Annotated in this window: 17 protein-coding genes and 1 pseudogene; 11 read left to right on the top strand and 7 right to left on the bottom strand. The window is 70.1% G+C overall.

Annotated features, from left to right (window positions below; genetic code table 11):
* Window positions 1–509 (bottom strand): annotated as a pseudogene (locus tag AB0J69_RS35590) (hypothetical protein); the annotation flags it as partial.
* Window positions 506–1,000, bottom strand: a complete 495-nt coding sequence (locus AB0J69_RS35585; protein ID WP_364126635.1) for a hypothetical protein — start codon at window positions 998–1,000, stop codon at window positions 506–508. The gene AB0J69_RS35585 and the pseudogene AB0J69_RS35590, both read right to left, overlap by 4 nt.
* Before the next feature lie 349 nt (window positions 1,001–1,349).
* Here AB0J69_RS35585 and AB0J69_RS35580 point away from each other — a divergent pair, with 349 nt between their 5' ends.
* Together AB0J69_RS35580 and AB0J69_RS35575 are read left to right on the top strand one after the other, a co-directional pair.
* Window positions 1,350–2,180: a hypothetical protein gene (locus AB0J69_RS35580; protein ID WP_364126632.1), complete on the top strand. Its 831-nt coding sequence runs from the start codon at window positions 1,350–1,352 to the stop codon at window positions 2,178–2,180.
* A gap of 70 nt (window positions 2,181–2,250) precedes the next feature.
* Window positions 2,251–3,429, top strand: coding sequence for a HEAT repeat domain-containing protein (locus AB0J69_RS35575; RefSeq protein ID WP_364126629.1), 1,179 nt, complete (start codon window positions 2,251–2,253; stop codon window positions 3,427–3,429).
* Between the two features lie 335 nt (window positions 3,430–3,764).
* Here AB0J69_RS35575 and AB0J69_RS35570 read toward each other — a convergent pair whose 3' ends face one another.
* The 3 genes from AB0J69_RS35570 to AB0J69_RS35560 form a co-directional block, all read right to left on the bottom strand.
* Complete coding sequence (locus AB0J69_RS35570; RefSeq protein ID WP_364126626.1) at window positions 3,765–3,959, bottom strand: hypothetical protein; 195 nt, start codon at window positions 3,957–3,959, stop codon at window positions 3,765–3,767.
* A 220-nt stretch (window positions 3,960–4,179) separates the two neighbouring features.
* Window positions 4,180–4,497, bottom strand: coding sequence for a hypothetical protein (locus AB0J69_RS35565; protein WP_364126623.1), 318 nt, complete (start codon window positions 4,495–4,497; stop codon window positions 4,180–4,182).
* A gap of 139 nt (window positions 4,498–4,636) precedes the next feature.
* On the bottom strand, window positions 4,637–5,560 hold the full coding sequence (locus AB0J69_RS35560) for an NAD(P)-dependent oxidoreductase (protein WP_364126620.1): 924 nt from the start codon (window positions 5,558–5,560) through the stop codon (window positions 4,637–4,639).
* Between the two features lie 306 nt (window positions 5,561–5,866).
* On the opposite strand from AB0J69_RS35560, the gene AB0J69_RS35555 reads away from it, so the two are divergent.
* From AB0J69_RS35555 to AB0J69_RS35545, 3 genes are all read left to right on the top strand, one after another.
* On the top strand, window positions 5,867–6,334 hold the full coding sequence (locus AB0J69_RS35555; protein ID WP_364126644.1) for an ATP-binding protein: 468 nt from the start codon (window positions 5,867–5,869) through the stop codon (window positions 6,332–6,334).
* 107 nt (window positions 6,335–6,441) lie between these two features.
* Window positions 6,442–6,795, top strand: coding sequence for an STAS domain-containing protein (locus tag AB0J69_RS35550; RefSeq protein WP_364126617.1), 354 nt, complete (start codon window positions 6,442–6,444; stop codon window positions 6,793–6,795).
* 115 nt (window positions 6,796–6,910) lie between these two features.
* Window positions 6,911–7,633: a nuclease-related domain-containing protein gene (locus tag AB0J69_RS35545; RefSeq protein WP_364126614.1), complete on the top strand. Its 723-nt coding sequence runs from the start codon at window positions 6,911–6,913 to the stop codon at window positions 7,631–7,633.
* 516 nt (window positions 7,634–8,149) lie between these two features.
* On the opposite strand, the gene AB0J69_RS35540 is transcribed toward AB0J69_RS35545, so the two are convergent.
* Window positions 8,150–9,079 carry an NADP-dependent oxidoreductase gene (locus AB0J69_RS35540; RefSeq protein ID WP_364126641.1) on the bottom strand — a complete coding sequence of 310 codons (930 nt, stop codon included), beginning with the start codon at window positions 9,077–9,079 and terminating at the stop codon, window positions 8,150–8,152.
* 139 nt (window positions 9,080–9,218) lie between these two features.
* On the opposite strand from AB0J69_RS35540, the gene AB0J69_RS35535 reads away from it, so the two are divergent.
* The 6 genes from AB0J69_RS35535 (at window position 9,219) to AB0J69_RS35510 (ending at window position 14,671) form a co-directional block, all read left to right on the top strand.
* Entirely contained in the window at window positions 9,219–10,322 is a 1,104-nt protein-coding gene (locus AB0J69_RS35535) for a helix-turn-helix domain-containing protein (RefSeq protein WP_364126611.1), read from the top strand.
* 411 nt (window positions 10,323–10,733) lie between these two features.
* Complete coding sequence (locus tag AB0J69_RS35530; protein ID WP_364126608.1) at window positions 10,734–10,865, top strand: lasso RiPP family leader peptide-containing protein; 132 nt, start codon at window positions 10,734–10,736, stop codon at window positions 10,863–10,865.
* A gap of 16 nt (window positions 10,866–10,881) precedes the next feature.
* Window positions 10,882–12,714 carry an asparagine synthase-related protein gene (locus AB0J69_RS35525; protein WP_364126605.1) on the top strand — a complete coding sequence of 611 codons (1,833 nt, stop codon included), beginning with the start codon at window positions 10,882–10,884 and terminating at the stop codon, window positions 12,712–12,714.
* Entirely contained in the window at window positions 12,711–12,971 is a 261-nt protein-coding gene (locus AB0J69_RS35520; RefSeq protein ID WP_364126602.1) for a lasso peptide biosynthesis PqqD family chaperone, read from the top strand. The genes AB0J69_RS35525 and AB0J69_RS35520 overlap by 4 nt, the downstream gene beginning before the upstream one ends.
* On the top strand, window positions 12,968–13,387 hold the full coding sequence (locus AB0J69_RS35515) for a lasso peptide biosynthesis B2 protein (protein ID WP_364126600.1): 420 nt from the start codon (window positions 12,968–12,970) through the stop codon (window positions 13,385–13,387). The genes AB0J69_RS35520 and AB0J69_RS35515 overlap by 4 nt, the downstream gene beginning before the upstream one ends.
* Window positions 13,388–14,077: 690 nt before the next feature.
* Entirely contained in the window at window positions 14,078–14,671 is a 594-nt protein-coding gene (locus AB0J69_RS35510; RefSeq protein WP_364126597.1) for a hypothetical protein, read from the top strand.
* Window positions 14,672–15,054: 383 nt separating this feature from the next.
* Here the strand turns inward: AB0J69_RS35510 and AB0J69_RS35505 are convergent, their stop codons facing one another.
* Window positions 15,055–15,702, bottom strand: coding sequence for a TetR/AcrR family transcriptional regulator (locus AB0J69_RS35505; RefSeq protein ID WP_364126594.1), 648 nt, complete (start codon window positions 15,700–15,702; stop codon window positions 15,055–15,057).
* Window positions 15,703–15,756 lie beyond the last annotated feature (54 nt).

Raw genomic sequence — 15,756 nt, 5'->3', positions numbered from 1 at the left:
AGGCCGTACGTGAGCAGGACGCGTAGGCGACACGCCCTGAACCGATCGCCGATCCAGCTCGGCAGGTCCGCCTCAACCGGGCAGATCCGCTCGGCCCGCGCGATCGCGTTCCGCGCGTCCTGGGGCGTGCGCGCTCGCTCCGCGTCGCGTATGGCCGCCCTGGACCGGCCTCGTCGCCATTCGGCGACCCACTTGGCAGGCGGCCTGCTGCCTGGCACGCTCCAAAGCCGCTCCGCCAGCCAGCCGAGCACTGAGGCCGCCAAGCCGACACCGACGGAACCGGCGATCGCCGCGAGAGCAGCCAGCGCGAGACCGCCAGCGGTCCTCAGGGTCGGCTCGCCCGCCCAGGCGCTGATCTGCGCGCTCAGCAATGCGCCGTCGAAGGGATGCCGCTGTCCCAACGTCCACGCCGCGCCAGCAACAGCGAAGTACAGCAGGCCGGGAAGCGCGAGCAACCCTATCCACCGCTCGGCCAGGCGCTTGCCCACCTCGACAAGGAACCCGGTCACAGAGGCTTCGCCGTCAGCGAGCGCCGTCCAATGCCGCACACCGGCGCCCCCTGCTGTGATGTCACCAAACCTCGACCCGCACACAGGGCGAGCGGGCAGGTCCACCAGGCGCCTCCCAACGAGGAACGTTCGCCCGGAAAAGGCCCGTAGGCACGGCTGCCGGAGAAGAGCCCGCCGGGCTCGACGCGAGCCACCATCCTATCTAGGGCGTCGAGATCCTCTTCCACTCCTGCGGTACGGCCCGCCCGGAGGGATTCGATCACTCGGCGCCAGGTGTCTTCCATTCCGTGGTCGCGGGCCAGTTCAAGCAGGTCAACGTGATCAATTTCGCGGCAGAAAACAGCGATCTTCCCGTCCACTTTCACCGGGGCCTCGATTCCATACGTGGCGTCCTTGGAGGGTGCACATTTCAAAATCCGGCCGAATTGCCCAATCCGCAAGCTGTTCGCAGAAAAGTAGCCGAAATCGTGAGAGTTCACTGCGCGAGCCATCGGCAAAACTGCCTGACGAATTGTGCCTGCCGATAATTACATCCGTCCAGGTCATGCCCCGGTGAGGTATAGGTGCCGAATATTGTGTCATGGGCTTTGATCTGGGATTTTGCTGTGTTCGATGGCTCGGCTCCGGCAGGATCGCGGGAGGGCTCTGCGGCTTCTGTACTTGATCGTTTTACGGGTATTCAGCTGGATCGCGTTGCTCGCCCGATCGCAGGCGTCCGAACCGCGCCAGGTTCGTTTGGAGACCATGGTGCGGACCCTGAGCACGGTACGGCCAGGAGATCCATGCCTGTGGCCGTTGCCCCGGCGTTCGGCGCGGTCCACAGTGCCGGGGTGATCGGGCATGATGATCCGCATGTTCGAGGGACTCCACGACATTGACTGGGCATCGATGGAGCATGCGTACGGCTCGGCGCATGAGGTTCCGGAGCTGTTACTGGCCTTGCGTTCCACTGATCGGGGAGAGCGGCACAAGGCTCTCAGCAGGTTCTACAGTGCCGTCCATCATCAGGGGGCGGTGGTCCCGTGCACGACGGCGAGTCTGCCGTTTCTGTTCGAGTTGGCGGGTGATCCCGCCGTCCACGAGCGGGCCGCGATCGTCGAGCTATTGGTCAGCATCGGGCGCGTAGCCGTCGAGGAGTGCGAAGAAGAATACGCCGACCTGGTGGACTTCGCCGCAGCCGCGGTGGTGGTGCGCGAGCGGGCGGAGACGTTCGTCGCATTCGCCGCGGATACCGATCGCCACGTGCGCCGGGCCGCGATTCCGGGGCTGGGGCTGTTCCTCGATGACGCGGGCCGGGCCGGGGCGGTGCTGCGCGATCGGCTGTCGGCCGAGGCGGGGCTGGTCGAGCGTTTGCTGATCGTGGAGGCGATGGGGACGCTGGCCCTGCGCCTGCCTGCGTCGGCGGACGAGGTGATGGCGTGGTTCGCCGGGCTGGCCGCCGATGCGACTGTGGACCCGGGGATCAGGTTGGCGGCCGTGGTGCAGCAGTCCCGCTGTGCTCCGGAACAGATCGGCGAGGATGTCGTCCCGACCGCGATCGACCTGTTGCGGCAGATGGCGCACGGGGCGGCGGCCTATCCGGCGTGGCGGAATTCTCCCGGGCAGGAGCCTTCAGCGGGTTCGGCGGACGGAGTGCCGCCGCAGGTCGTCGCCGCCTTCGAAGACCCTTGACCGGCAAGGGCGCGTTCACGCGCCGACCACGGAACTGCTGCGCACGTTCCACGAGGCGCTGGCGACGCGGGTGCCCCAGCGTACGGCGCTGCTCACGGAGCAACTGGTCAACCCTGATCCCGGCTCCCGTCTGGACGCGATCCGGATGAGCCAGGAGCTCATGACGTCCTGGCGGGGTGACCACACCCGGCTCATCACCCAGGTCGCCAGACAACTCCGCACAGACGACCACGAAGTCGCGGCCGAGGCAGCAGCCGTCCTTGAGACCTGCCACCCGATCGCCGAGCCGGCCCGCGAACCGCTCGCCGCGTATGTCGCCCCGCACGCCCCGGACATGTGGACCGCGCCACAGCAGCAGCTGCGCCGGGCCTATCAGAACGCGGTCCGGGCCCTTGCCCGCCTCGGTGATGCGCGCGCGGTGCCCAGTCTTCTGGCGGCGCTGGACTGCGGCGTCGACGACTGGCGCGCGGTGGAGGTCGCGGGCGGCCTGAAGGAGGCGTCGCAGGAGCTGGTGCCTCGGCTGTGCGACCACATGCGCCGCATCGACCATGCTCAGCAGCGGCTGGGGATGAGCGCCGGTTCATTGCTGTCCGCTCTGGCCGCGCTCGACGATCAGACAGCGCTGCCCGTGATCACCGACACCCTCGTTGCGGCCGTACGTCACGAGCAGCGGTCGACCACGCGCTCGGCCCTGAAGGCGTTGGCGGCGTTCGGTCCCGCGGCGGCACCCGCACTCCCGGCGGTCCGGTCACTGACCACGGCCTCCGACGCTCACGTGCGGCACGCTGCCGTTGGCGCGCTGTGGGCGGTCAGCGGCGACCAGGAGGAGGTGATGCCGCTCCTTCATGATCTGCTTGGGAGCAGCGTCTTCTTCTGGAAGACGCTGGCAGCCGATGTGCTCGGCGAGATCGGCCCACCTGTTACGGCCGCGCTGCCGCGCCTGCGGGAGTTGCTGACCGACAACTATGAATGGGTCCGGGTCCATGGCGCGGCGGCGCTCTGGGAGATCTGCGGTGAGGCTGAGGCGCGGGTTGTTCTGGATACCCTGCTCCAGGCATGGGAGCAGAACCCGGCAACGGCCAATCATGTGGTGGCGTGCCTGGACCGGATGGGCCCCGCCGCTGCACCCGCCCTGCCGCGGCTCCGCTCGGAACTGAACCGTCCCCAGCGCGGAGGCCGGTTCGCGAGCATCGACAACGACGAGGAACTGCAGCGGATCTGTCGTGCCATCGTCGAACGGCTTGCCTGAGCCATGGTGAGGGTGGGAGGTTTCGCGACGGGTGGCTGCGCCCCCGCGGTCGTTAGCACACTGGCTTTTCGTATCGGGAAAGGCGCAGCTCGAACCCTGTGTCTTGGCCGGAGGCCGTGAGTGCGCGACCGCCGCTGGTTGTGAGGTTCCATAGCCAGGGCTGTACGTGGCGGAGAGGGGACTGTCCCGGAGCAGCGGAGATGGCCTGTCGCAAGGCCAGGCGTAGACGTTGCAGTTCTTCCAGGTCCGCTGCCGGATGATCCACCGCTCGCTGCCGTCCGTCCTTCGCGGTCGCCTCGTGATGGGGGCTCACCCCAGAGTGTGGACACAGGTTGTCATGCAGCGGGCAGCACCCTATCGATGGCCTGCTGCTCGTAGTCGATCGGACAGAGGTAGCCGAGGGTGGAATGCCGCCTGGCCGGGCCCGGGTCAGGCATCTTTCGATCGGCGAGCCGGCACACCGCGTTCGCCACTTCCCGCAGCGACGGTGTGACGCCCAACACTCGTGCCGCCTGCTCTATCCGTCCCATGCGTCCCACCCCCTCCTGGGTACAGAATCGTGCGCAATCGCCATCGTGTCGCGGGAGAACGTGGGAACAGCCTTCGCGGCTCCCACATCCGCTTCATCACCGGCCAGCCTCGGTGAGGATGCCGCTGATCTGCCAGCTCACCTCAATCGTGAACCCGTGGGGACTGTCATGGGGATCCCAGACCGGGCGGCCTGGGACTGCCTGATAGGTCTCCAGCGCCTCATGAACCGCGAAGTCGGCCACCGCGGGTCGCCGGCCTGCCGCTGCCAGGGGGCAACGTCGAAATCGTCGGGATGGCGCCGTGGCGCGGTGTCTTGCCGCCTGTAGCCTCGTCCTGCACGGTCATGGCCGCTCGTCTGCGGTCGACCTTGGCGATCGCGCGGACAGCCTCGAGGCTCGGCGCATCGAGGTCGGCCAGGCCATGCTCGGCCGCCCGCGTGCCGGAGGCGCAAAGCGGCACGGGGGAGGCGTAGGTCTCGACGGCCCGCGCGTCCGCGACGCTGAGCAGCCCGGTCGCCAGCGCGGCCCGGACCGCCAAAGCGTGGTGCCGTGGTGGCAGCCGGCCAGCCCGCGCACACCCGCGTCTCGTGGTCCTGGCCGGGCTGACCCCGGCCGTCACGCGGCGGGAACCGTAGCTCCTAGCCGGTGCCGTCTTGCAGCGTCCTACCCGGCTCGGGTTACGCCAGTCCTTCCCTGAAGCCCTGGCGCCAGGAGGGGTAGCGTGGCCGCCAGCCGAGTTCTTGCTTGGCCTTGGCGTTGGAGAAGCCGCGGCCCTCGGTCATCATGATCACTGCTACTTCGCCGGCCAGGAGCCTGGCCAGCCATGCGGGAACCCGCATCGGTGGCTTGGCGCCCACGGCCTCGGCGAGGTAGGGCAGCCACTGGCCGGCCGGGGCCGGCTCATCATCGACGATGTTGAACACGCCCTTGGCCTGGTGCTCCACCGCCAGCACGGTGGCACTGGCGGCGTCGTCGACATGGACCCAGGAGGCGTACCCGGTGCCGTGCCCGATGAGCGGGAACTTCCTCGCCCGGATGAGCTCGGCCTGCTCGTCGGTGGCGCCCGGCCCGTACAGCCCGCCGAATCGCAGAGCCGCTCCACCGGCCTTGACGACCGCATCCTCAAGGTGGTGCACGGCCGCCGACACCGCCTGCATCCTCGTACCCTCGTGCGCATCCAGCGGCTCTTGCTCGGTTTTCACCCACCCGTCCCGGCGGATTCCGTTCCAGTTGCCGTAGCTCTGGGCCACGAGGTTGGACACGCCGCTGGCCTCGGCGGCAGCCACGAGGTGGTCGGTCCCCTCGGTGCGCAGCCGGTTGGTCATGGCGAACCACTGGTCCATGTGCTTGAAATCGGGCTGTTGGCCGGAGATGGCGGTCATCTGATGCACGATCGCCTCCGGCCGGGTGCTGGAGACAGCCTCGGCGACCGATGCCGCGTCCAGCCCGTCCATCACGACCGGTTCAGCGCCCAGCGTCTCCAGCGAGCCCGCCTTCGCCGGGTCCCGGGTCGTGGCCAGCACCTGGTGGCCCCGTGCCACGAGCTGCGGCACCAGCCGACGCCCGACGACGCCGCTGCCGCCTGCCACGAACACCCGCACAACCATCACCTTCTTCCACGGCCTGTCTCGTCTCAGGCCTCGACCACTGGTCCCTAACCGTGCCGACAGCCCTCTAACAACCTGTCCTGCCCGCGGTCTGGCGCGATCGTGACCGTTGGCGGATCGACCATGACTCCTCGCTGCACCGAACATGTGCACGGCTTTCCCGAAGGGGGTTGAGGCGCTCCTGGTCAATTCCAGGCGGGATCGGGCACCCCGTTCAACGATCAGCTGGCTGGTAACTCGGTCAAGCGGTCCCGTGCTTCGTCTTCCCCTCATCCCCGGCCCAGGTTCGGGCCAGTGACCATGAACACGGAGTTCGAGCTGCGCTGTCCTATCGGCCCTGACCTGGGCTACATCCGGGATCTGGTCCGCATTCACGGCCAGCACCACGGACTGACCGGCGAGCGGCTGGACGACCTCGCGATCGCGGTCAACGAGGCCGTCACCAACGTGTTCGACCACGGCGGCCGGGCCGGCCTGATCACCGCTCGCGACCACGAGCACGGCGTCACCGTGGAGATCCTCGACGCCGGCGGCGGGCTGACCCCTGAGCACCTCGCCGCCGCCATCGTCGACCCGGCCGGCAACCACGGGTTCGGCCTGTGGATCATCCAGCACCTGTGCGATGAGGTCGCCGTGGAACAGACCGGGCTGGGCTCCCCGCTGAGCCTGCACATGTCCGGCCGGCCCGCCACGGTCGTGCTGCTGGACCGGTCGGCCAGGCACACGCGCAGGGACCTCCGGCGGGCGGTAAGCGACCCCACTTCGTGAGCACCTTTCGGCTTTCACCAGGGGTGTCCGCGTCCGCGCTGGAGGTCTACCGTTGCCCCTATGGGCCTCCCGTGGCAGCCCGTCCCCCGCCGCAGCGATCCCGCGCGATGACCCCGGCGTTGCTGCTGCATCACCAGTACCTGCCCGGCGTGTGCGTGCTCGCGCTGGCCGGCGAGCTCGACCGCACCAACAGCGGCGAGCTGACCGCCTACCTGAAGCGGGTCCGCCGCCCTGGTGATCACGTGGTCGCCGACCTGGCCGACCTGTCCTTCATGGACAGCTCCGGTCTGCACATCCTGCTGGACTGCCATCGAACCTGCCTCGCCGAGGGCGCGAGCCTGCATCTGGCCGCGACCTATGGTGTTCCCGTCCGCGTGCTCGAGGTCACCGGCGTCGCTGAGTATCTGCCTGGTCATGCCACCGTCCAGGAAGCCATCGCCGCCGTTCTGCGTCGCCCTTAGCACACCCGGTTCGGCAGGCTGTTATGCCGGGTCTGGTGTTTCTGCCGACCATGGCGGTGACGCATGTGTACCGTGAGGGCGTTTGCCGTGGCGATCCAAGCCTGGGGAGGTCGGGGTGGCACGTCCGGGAACATCGGGCGCCGGCGCCTCAGCGCTGGCGCAGTACCGCGCCCAGTGGCGGGCCGGGCGGCCGCGCCGGCTGCTGGTCCGGCTGGCCCTGTCGGCGGCCGCCTTCACGGTGGTGGCCTGGGCGTGGAGCTGGCAGGCGGGGCTGGCGGCCGCCGCGGTGGTGGCGCTGGCCGACACCCTCCAGCGGTGGCGGGTGCATTCGCCGGCGGCGGCCTGGCGCAAGGGTGCGCGTGGGGAGCGGGCCACGGCCCGCCGGCTGCGTTCGCTGGAGTTGGCCGGGTACGCGGTGCTGCACGACCGGAGACTGCCGCGATCGAAGGCGAACCTGGACCACCTGGTCATCGGCCGAGCAGGCGTGATCGTGATCGACTCCAAGCAGTGGCACCGCAACACCCGCATCTCCGGCCGCCACGGCCAGCTGTGGATCGGACGGCGCCCGGCCGACGCGCTGGTGAAGGCGGCCGCGTTCGAGGCGCGCCGCGTCGCCGAGCTGCTGCGCGCGGCAGGCTGGACGGTGCCGGTGACGCCGGTGGTCGCGGTGCACGGCGCGCGCCTGCCCCGCTGGGGCACCCTGACCGTCTCCGGCGTGACACTGCTGCGGGCCGGCCGGGTCTGCGGATGGATCCTGCGCCGTCCGGCCCGGTTGGAGGCCGGTCAGGTGGCTGCGCTGGGCGTGGCCGCCGAGCGGCTCTTTCCTTCGTATTCGTGACCGTGGGCGTCTCCTTGCCGAAGTCTTTGATCACATTGCCTCCTCACTGGGCTCGCCGTCGGGTACGGCCACGGGCATGAGCAAGCACACACCGATGGACAAGGAAGCGGTTCCCCGGAAGATCGTGGTGTTGTGTGAGGTCGTGTTGCCTGGAGGCAAGACCCGCGTTGCGGTGGCTCACAGAGGCATCTGAGTTGGGGTGCCGCTAAGAACTCCGCGATGAGCCGCCAAACCGCTGCTGAGCTTGGACCTTTACGGTTGGTTGGATGTACGCCCTGTGGAGGGCATGGGGTGGCGCCGACTTCGAGGCTGTCGAACTCGACGCCCGGCAGGTGCGACGCTGCTGCTGCACATCGACGGCCCGATGGAGTCCCGGCCGCGGGAGGGGCGTCCGGTTCGAGCTCCCTGCCGTCTTGAGGCGTCGGGAGCCTTCTCCTCTCCTGAGGCGTGGGCGCGGACCGTCGGAGCACGCTCGGCACGGGACACGTCCACCGCCTGCGCCGGAGCCATCCCGCCTCAGCGCACGGTGATGACCAGCTTGCCCGTGGTGCGGCCCGTCTCCCCCAGAACGTGGGCCCGGGCGCCTTCAGCGAGGGGGAAGGTGGCGGAGACGTGGGCGCGGAGCCTACCCCGGTCGACGAGGTCGGCGATGGCACGCATCCCGGCCTGGTCGTGTTCAACGATCAGGGCGACGGCGCGGACCTGTGCCTTCTCGGCCGCGGCTCGGGTGTCCTCGGTGCCCGGCACCAGGGAGATGAGGACGCCGCCGGGGCGGAGCACGCCCACGGAACGGGTGGCGGTCTCCCCGCCGAGGGCGTCGAGGACGACGTCGTAGCGTTCCTCGGTGTCGGTGAAGTCCTCGGAGCGGTGGTCGATGCAGGCATCCGCGCCGAGCTCGCGCAGGAAAGCATGCTTGGGGGCGCTCGCCGTCCCGGTGACATGAGCCCGGCGTTCCTTGGCGATCTGTACGGCGAGGTGACCGACACCGCCGGCCGCGGCGTGGATCAGCACCCGCTGCCCGGCCCGCAGGCCCGCGGTCTCGACGAGGGCCTGCCAGGCGGTGAGCGCGGCCAGCGGCAGAGCGGCCGCCTGGATGTGGTCGATCCCGGTGGGCTTGGCGACGAAGGCGCGGGTGGGGCCGGTCACGTACTCGGCGTGGGAGCCGGCTCCATGCGGGTAGGGCAGCATGCCGAACACCTCGTCACCGGGCTGGAAGAGGGTGACGCCCAGGCCGGTCTCCACCACGGTGCCGGAGACGTCCCAACCGAGGATCAGCGGCGGGGGTGGCAGGAAAATGCTCAGGGCGCGGTGCTTGAAGTCCGTGGGGTTGAGTCCGGCCGCGTGCACGGCGACGAGGATCTCCCCGGGGCCGGGCGCGGGCCGCGGAAGCTCGGTCAACCGCAGAACCTCAGGGCCGCCGAGGGCCGTCTGGTGCAGGGCGAGCATGACAGGCGCGCTGTGCGGGGCAGCGGGGCCCGGGGAGCTGAGATTGTCAGGGGTGTCCGGCGGAGTCATGCCTCGATCCTGGCCCTACGGTCTAGCCCGGGGCGATGGCAAGAAGGTCAGCCTCCGATACATTCTTGCCATGTCCGTCGACCCTGCCGCCCACCGCGTTCCCCGCGCCCGCCCTGCGTCTGCCGCGCCCGCCCGGGCCCGTGACCTCGCTGATCGCGCGGCCGAACTGGACCCGGCCCCGCGGCCCGGCGCGCACAAGGTCGTCGTCCTTGCCCTCGACGGCGTCTACCCCTTCGAACTCGGCATCCCGCACCGGGTCCTGGGATCCGCCGATGGCCGCTACGAGGTGCTGTCCGCGAGCGTGGACGGGCAACCCGTACGTACCGACACGGACCTGACCGTCACCCCCGGACACGGTCCCGAGGTGCTGGCCGAGGCGGACACCGTGATCATCCCTCCGTACGGGATCTCGCCGGCCTCGGCCGCCGCCCCGGACCCGCAGGCCCTGACCGCCCTGTCCCGTGTCCGCCCCGGCACCCGCCTGGTGTCCATCTGCACCGGCGCTTTCCTGCTGGCCGCCGCCGGTCTCCTGGACGGACGCCGAGCCACCACCCACTGGGAGCTCACCGACATTTTCCAGGAACTGTTCCCCCGGGTCGAGCTGGATGCCGGCGTGCTCTTCGTCGACCACGGTGACGTACTGACCTCCGCGGGGGCGGCGAGCGGTGTCGACATCTGCCTGCACCTGGTGCGCCAGGACCACGGCAGCGAGGTCGCCAACCAGGTCGCCCGCCGCTGCGTCGTGCCGCCGTTCCGGGACGGCGGGCAGGCGCAGTACATCGAGCGGCCGCTGCCGCCGGCGAGCGAAACCGGCACAGGACCGACCCGCGACTGGGCGCTGCAGCGGCTGGAACTGCCGCTGTCGCTGGAGGAGTTGGCCGCGCACGCGGCGATGAGCACCCGCACCTTCGCCCGACGCTTCCGGCAAGAGACCGGTCTGAGCCCCGGCCGCTGGCTGACCCAGCAGCGGCTGAGGCGGGCGCGGCACCTGTTGGAGTCCAGCGACCTGCCGGTGGAACGGGTCGCCCACGAGGTCGGCTTCGCCACCGCCACCTCGCTGCGGCGGCACCTGGCAGCGGAGACGGGGGTCGCCCCATCGGCGTACCGGCGCACCTTCCGCGTCTCGGATCGGGCCGCGGGCGACGTCAGGGAAGCATCAGGACCTGGGCGCTGAGAGGTCGTTCTCACGCAAGAGCGAGCCTTCGGGCTATGAACGCGCGCGATCGTCGATCAGAAGCCCCAGCGTTTCCAGCGCTTCCCAGGCCGTCAGATGCCGGTCGGGGTCGGTTTCCTGCTGCGAGGACTGGTTGATCAGATCGGCAAAGGACTTGCCGGTCCTGCTCCGGCAGGTCCTGCAGGATTACGGCCACCGGTTCGATCACCTGCATGCTGGCCTCGATGACGCCTTCGGCTGTCAGCCGGGGACCTGCTCAGCCATCGCCCGCGCTGCCTGGACAGGAGCGGTGAGCGTTTCATTACTTAGAGTGACATAACTGTCGCTTTGCGTTATTTATGGAGGTAGATGGGCTAGTTGGAAGACAGGGAGCGCCAACCAGGCGCGCCAAACCGAAGAGAGGAGAACATCATGGATCAGTACGAGATCCAGCAGGCTCCGTACGAGCCGCCGACCATGGAGGAAGCCGGTACCCTCGCCGAGGTGACCCGTGGCGAGGGGTTTTACGGCTGGGACTCCCGTGGCCGCGGCTTCTGGGGTTGACGGCCAGGTGTGATCGGTGCCGGTTCACGGGAGTGAGTGGTTCGCGGTGCTGCCTGACAGCGCCGCGGCCCAGGACTGCGCGGCCAGCCTGGCCGCGCGGCCGGGAGCGGACGTGGCGCTGCGGCACGCCTCCGGCCGGCCGTGCCTGATCGGAGCCTTCACCGCTGGGGCGCCGGTCTGCGCCGTCGCCGGCCCGGTCCGGGTGGCGGTGATCGGGTGCTGTCCGGTCACCGCCGCCGGCCTGGAACGCCGGGCGGCCCGGCTCACCGGCCTCGGCTTGGCCGACGAGCTGGTGGCCGGGCTGCCCGGCAGTTTCCACCTGGTCACGGCGGTGGATGGTGAAGTGCGTGTGCGCGGCGACGCCGCCGGAATGCGCAGGGTCTTCCACACCAGCGTCGGTGCGTCGGCGGTGGCCGCCGACCGGGCCGACCTGCTGGCCGTCTGGCACGGCTCCGAGGTGGACCTCGACCGGCTCATGGTGCGCCTGCTGCAATCCACCTCGCCCGTCCTGTCCGGCTCGATGTGGCGGAACGTGCACGCCGTTCCGCCCGGCTACGCCGCCGACCTGCCCGCGAACGGGCCGGTACGGCTGACCCGGTGGTGGCGTCCGCCCGAGCCCGTCATGGACCTGTGGGAAGCCGCTCCGCTGGTGGGGCGGGCGCTGGCCGAGGCGGTGGCCTGCCGTACCCGCGCGGGGGAGACGATCGCGGCCGACCTGTCCGGCGGGCTGGACTCCACCCCGCTGTGTTTCCTGGCCCAAAGCGCCGTCCAGGACGGCGGCGGCCGGCTGGTCACCGTACGGACCGGCGTGGACCAAGCCGATCACGACGACGAACAGTGGGCTTCCAAGGCGGCCCGCCTGCTGACGGGTGACCACCTGGTGCTCGCCCCCGGCTCGGTGCCCGGCCGGTACGCCGGCGTGGCCGAACCGGTGACAGGCCTGGACGAGCCGCTCGGCGTGATCACCACGGTACGGCGCGATGTCGCCGTGGCCGCGTTGCTCGCCGATCACGGAGCCCGCGTCCACCTGACCGGGCACGGTGGGGACGAGGTCACCTTCGTGCCGCCGTGCCACCTGCACGATCTGGTACGGGCGCGGCCCCTGTCGTGGTGGTCGCGGTTGCGCGAGTACCGGGCGCTGGCCCGCTGGCCGCTCGCCGCCAGCCTGGCCGCGCTGGCCGAGCACCGCTCCTATCCCGGCTGGCTGGCCTCCCAGGCCGACCTGCTCACCGCGCCGCATCCGTTGCGGTACCGGCCGGAGCTGGGCTGGGAGGGGCCGATGCGGCTGCCCTCATGGGCCCACCCTGACGTCGCCGCCGCCCTCGGCCCGATGCTGCGCCGGGCCGCCGCCGATGCCCGGCCACTGGCGGGGCGGCGGGCCCAGCACCAGATCGCCGCCGTCATCCACGACAGCGCCGCCGACCTGCGCCAGTTGCAGCGCCTGACCGCCCGCCACGGAGCCGCCGTGCACGCACCGTACCTGGACACCGCCGTGATCGACGCCTGCCTGGCCACCCGCCTGGACCAGCGCGCCCGCCCCGGCGCCTACAAACCTCTGACGGTCGCGGCCATGGCCGGCCGCGTCCCCGAGCAGTGCCTGCGCCGCACCACCAAGGGCGAGTTCTCCAGCACCCTCTTCGAGGGGCTGCGCCGTCACCGCGACCAGCTCGTCGCACTCGCCGACGGCTCCCGGCTGGCCGCGCTCGGGCTGGCCGACGAGACCGCGCTGCGCCGCGCCTGCCTGCGCACCCCGGCACAGGCCGATCCCGGCGGCGACCTGGAGCTGTTCGCCGCCATGGAGAACTGGCTGCGCGCCCTGCCCGCCCCCGACCATGAGAGGCGACCATGAGACTTCGCCCCGGTGTCACCTTCACCTCCGTCGACGAGGCCGCCGTGCTGCTGGACGAGCGCACAGGCCGCTACCTACAGCTCAACGCCACCGCGACGCTGGTGCTGCGCAGCCTGCTGGCGGGCGGCGACCCCGCCGGAGCGGCCGGCGACCTGGCACGCGCCCATCCCGCCGCCGCACCCACCGCCGAGGCCGACGTCGCCGCATTCCTGGCCCAGCTACGCGAAGCCGGTCTGATCGAGGAGGAGCAGCGGTGAGCGTTCCCATGTTGCCCGCTGAGCGGCCGCGCCTGTCCTGGCGCCGTCGTCCGCCCGCCCTGGCCGCGGTGGCCGCCGCGCGCCTGATCGCCCGGCTGCCGCCGGCCCGGATCCGGGCCGTGCTGGAGCTCGCCCGGCGCGGCGCCGTCCCGGCCACCGCCGTTCAGGCCAAGCGGGCGCGGGACGCGGTGATCGCGGTCAGCCTGTTCTGTGCCGGGCAGGGGTGCCTGCCGCGCTCAATCGCCGCCGCGCTCCTGTGCCGGCTGCACGGGGCCTGGCCCACCTGGTGTACGGGAGTACGCGTACACCCATTCGCCGCCCACGCCTGGATCGAGGCGGACGGCCGTCCCATCGACGAGCCGCCCGCCCGCTTCCACCCCACCATCGTCATCGCCCCACCGGCCGGCGACGGGTGAGCGCGGCACGCGGTCCCGCCAGGGCCGGAGCCCGGCACCTGGCCCGGCTGCTGCGCGCGCGAGCGCATGATCAACACCAATAACTGGACCATACGCCACCTGCGCAGGGCAGCCTCCCGCAAGCTCGTCGAAATGACCTCAGGCACCCACTGGGTCCAAAGCGCCGACGCCCTGGGCATGCTCCAGGGAAGCGCATCGCGAACACAGGCGGTCCTACGAGACCAGATCCCCGAGGACGGGATGTGGCAGGAGTTCGGCACCGCACTTGTGTGGTCAGAAGTCACTCAAGCAGAACATCTGCAATGCCCACCCCTGAAAGCCCTGCGCCAAAGCGATGGTCCGGAGGCCCGCAGAGTCGGCGACCGGGTCGCCCAACTCCTGACTCCCAGCCGCCAGAGGGCAGGATCGACCGTCCTCCGTCACCGCTTGAACCAGTACGCCGCCGACCTCGCGGCACGATGCGTCAACGGCACAGGACCACTCTCACCTTCCTGAGTTGCCCGACACAATCGGCCAGCGCAGCCGGAGCCGATCATCGTGACATTGCTGCGACTCCCAGCTGCAGATGGCGGCTGAGGGAAGATTGAGCTCGCGATTCTCCGGAGTGACCAACTTCAGTTGGCGGAAGTCCCCAGGTCTACTTGGCGGGTTCGTACCTGATCACGGATCGCGGCCACGTAGGGAGATGTGTTGATCTCGGACTACCAGCAACGGTTGCGCCAGCATCTTCTGTCGGCTCCCGTCGTCCAGGCCCCAGCGCCCTGGCAACCAGTGCTGGACAACAGAACGCCCATCGGCGGCCTGCTGGGCATCGGCTTCGCCGTCCATCCAGAGAGCAGACGAGATCTGGTCATGGTCGTCTCCCACGACGGCCACGGACTCTTCGACGCGGTCACCGGCGAGAAGATTGCCCGAGACCGTGATCCAGACCCCGACACCAGCACACCCGACGCCGCCCCAGACCTCACCTGCCCCGGTCTCGGGCCAATCGCGGGCACCCGAGTGCACATCGCCGGCCTCTTCGGTGGCGGCCTCCACAGCACCACCCCGGACGGCTGGGCCCTCGACGTCGTCAGCCCCGAATGGCCCAACGACCGCGTCCTGCTTTCTGCGGACGGCGACATCTTCAAGGACCCGCCGGGAGAAGGCTGGTGGCACATCTTCCACTCCAACTACTCCACATTTCGCGCCGCCGGATTCTCCCCCTCGGGTCTCACCCTCGCCGTCGCTACCAGCAGCGACCTCACGCTCTGGACTCGGCCAACCCCCGACTGCCGGGCGTGAGCACGGAGCTTGGTCTCATCGGATCGTCCTCGGCGCCAGGCTCCCGCCGACAACAGCTGAGAACGGCCATCTAATAGGTGGGGGTCACAACTGCTCAGGCCGACCCGCCCAGCGTCGTAATGCCAGCGGTGCCTTGATCCGAGGTGGCTGATCGACCATTCCGTACGGATCCACCGCCTGGTCGTCGGCCGCCTTGAGCTCCTGCAAGTGCCGTAGGGCCGTGGCCGGGTCGCTGAACAAGGCAGGGCGCAATACACGTATTGATCCAGGTCGAATGTGGTCACGATGAGGATCTTGGGGTGGTTGGGAGCGTGGTGAGCCGACAGGTGGCCTCGATCCCGTCGATCCTGGGCAGCCGGATGTTCGTCAATACGACGTCGGGTTCAGCCGATGGGGCCGGCCTCGGGCAGGGGGCGCAGGGACAGCTCCCGCGCCTCGTCGGCGGGGAGGCCGAGCAGGCGCAGCAAGTGCTCGGCGAGCTGGTCGCAGGTCTTCTGGAGCGGGACGCCGGGATCGGAGAGCATCAGGTGCAGGGTCGCCAGGAGTGATCCGCCGACCGCGGCCAGCGCCAGCCTGGGGTTGCTCGCCTGGAACCGGCCGGATGCGATGCCCGCGGTGATGTCGCGCAGGGCGCGTGGAGCCAGGCCGCGGTCGGAGCCGAGGTAGGTCATCCCGTGCCGCACTAGCACTTTCGCGGTTTCCGGTCTTGTCCGGGCGAGGCGGGCGGCGAGCCTGACGGACTGTGCGAACGCGGCCGCCGGGTCGTCGATGTCGCCGGTGAGCTCGTCCAGGAGTGCGCCGGTTTCCTCCAGCACGTCGGCTACCGCGGCCTCGAACAGCTCGGACTTGCTGGTGAAGTGGTTGTAGAACGAGCCGAACCCGACGTCGGCGGCCTCGGTGATGTCCTGGATGCTGGCCTGCTGGACGGTGCCGTCCGCGAGCATGGCCCGTGCCGCGCCGATGAGCTTCTGGCGGGTCTGCGCCTTGCGTTTCTCGGTCCTGGATCCGGTGCTGGCGCGAGCTGAGGACATGACCCATATCGTACGCGATCACAATGCTGACCGTTTCATCAGCAAGCGGCTCTT

Source organism: Nonomuraea sp. NPDC049709 (assembly GCF_040674815.1).
GTDB lineage: Bacteria > Actinomycetota > Actinomycetes > Streptosporangiales > Streptosporangiaceae > Nonomuraea.
This window is presented reverse-complemented; position numbering and strand designations above follow the sequence as displayed.